This is a genomic window from Gilliamella sp. CG35 (assembly GCF_046635745.1).
Lineage (GTDB): Bacteria > Pseudomonadota > Gammaproteobacteria > Enterobacterales > Orbaceae > Gilliamella > Gilliamella apicola_I.
The window spans coordinates 1-1487 of record NZ_JBIDFH010000041.1; the positions used below are offsets into that span (position 1 = coordinate 1).

At 26.0% G+C, this 1487-nt stretch carries 2 protein-coding genes; both read left to right on the forward strand.

What is annotated here, in order from left to right; genetic code table 11:
• Nucleotides 1–41 precede the first annotated feature (41 nt).
• Entirely contained in the window at nucleotides 42–353 is a 312-nt protein-coding gene (locus ACGH4F_RS09570; protein ID WP_267359626.1) for a hypothetical protein, read from the forward strand.
• 497 nt (nucleotides 354–850) lie between these two features.
• Nucleotides 851–1261, forward strand: coding sequence for a hypothetical protein (locus tag ACGH4F_RS09575; protein WP_411591026.1), 411 nt, complete (start codon nucleotides 851–853; stop codon nucleotides 1259–1261).
• Nucleotides 1262–1487 lie beyond the last annotated feature (226 nt).

Consider the following 1487-nt stretch of genomic DNA (forward strand, 5'->3'; position numbering starts at 1 on the left):
AATGAATTTAAAAATTTTATTAACTAAAAAATATTTAAATCATGAAAAAAAGATTTAGACGTATGCCTAGAGGAAAATTTAATTATGGTTGTTTTTCTAGTGAAGAGGTAAAAGGATGTGAAATCTTAGTTTATACTTATTTCCCTTACTTAGAATACTCATTGGTTCTTCGCTTTGATGAAGATATCATTGTTAGTGAAACTGAAACTTTTATAAGTAAAAGTGATTATTTTGATAATTTCAAAGATTATTTTGATTCTTATACGAAGTTTCATATTGCATTGAAGTTGATGAAATTAGATTTAAATAAGATTCGCGATTTACATCAAACATGGTCTCAATCCAAAAAATAAATTAAATATTTAATTTATTTTACCCCCCAGTTATTGATTTAACTGGGGTTTTTATTGAATGATATAAGGGTTCATTGCCTTGAAATTATCAATCATATTGCATCTAATTAACCCAAAGTTACCTTGATATAAAACTAAAATTATCTACAAATTTTACACAATTCATTTCACTCCACTTTCAATAAAAAAGCTATTTTATTAGCTGAAAACCTATGACTAATTAAAATCAATTGGGATGATAACTGGCTAATTCAGTTAATATTAACGCTGATTGCGTTTTGATTGAAAGCTAAATTGATTCAATATAGTTTAATAAACTAACTGAAGAAATAAAAAAATGATTACTGTAGAATTGAGTAAAAACCTTAGGTATTAAAAAATATTGAAATTTCAGAATTATTGGTTTAGTATAAAAGTAGGTTAGTCTAATTCACAATGTTGAGTTATATAACTACCTACTGGTGAAGTATTCACAAATTTAATTAATTTATTCCATTATGTCAAATTTTGTAATAATCGGATTTTTATCCGAACAAGAAGAAGAGGGAGTATCAATAGCAATATTGATGGAACCTGATCGTTCGATTGTTAAATTAGTAGCAATGCGAAACGGCAAGAAAATTGAAGGTACTATTGAAGTTAAATTAACCTCAAAGGATTTTGATAGACTGTTATATGATTATCCAGATCCAACAGAGCGTAAGTATTATGTCTATGGCTTGTGTAAAGTAAATAAAAATGTATTATATCCTAATACGTTTCGTACTGTACCGAGAAATCATAGAACGCTAGAACATGTATTTATACATATACTCTTCTTTATTTGTATATCTGGAATTCTGGCTTGTTTACTCTTTGGTTTAGGTAAATTTGTTCTATATATAGTAGAATTATTTTCTTGGCCATAGTTTTGGAATTTTATTAATTCAACAAAATAAACCTCAGTTATTTAACTGAGGTTTATTATTAAAGTTTGGTCTTTCATGAATAGTTATCATTATTGCGCAACAAATTAAAATTCTATAGCAAATAAAGACTACGATGAATAAATAGGTTACTCGTATAAATATGATACTTTTAATAACTTTAAGACTTTTAACAGGTAATCTTTTAAAGATTTAACATAACTATTGA